Source organism: Psychrobacillus sp. Z3-81 (genome assembly GCF_056620325.1).
Window position 1 is genome coordinate 1 of sequence record NZ_JBWQPU010000064.1, and the last position, 267, is coordinate 267.

Annotated in this window: 1 protein-coding gene; it reads left to right on the plus strand. The window is 43.8% G+C overall.

Annotation, left to right across the window (positions count from 1 at the left end; all coding sequences use genetic code 11):
- Positions 1-267: FAD-dependent oxidoreductase (locus AC1ECF_RS17640; protein WP_480390742.1), on the plus strand; the 267-nt coding region annotated here is incomplete at both ends.

Here is a 267-nt window from a genome sequence, read left to right on the forward strand (position 1 = left end):
ACAAGCAAATATTGAAGGCATCGGCTTAGAGAATACGGAGATCGTCATTGAACAAGGATACATAAAAACGAACGAGATGCAGCAAACGAAAGAATCCCATATTTATGCAATTGGCGACTGTACCGGCGGATTGCAGCTTGCACATGTAGCCTCACATGAAGGGATAATTGCTGCTGAACATATTGCCGGAGAAAAGTCATTGCCTTTGGACCCTTTGCAGGTGGCAAAATGCATCTATTCATTTCCTGAGACCGCAAGCATTGGATT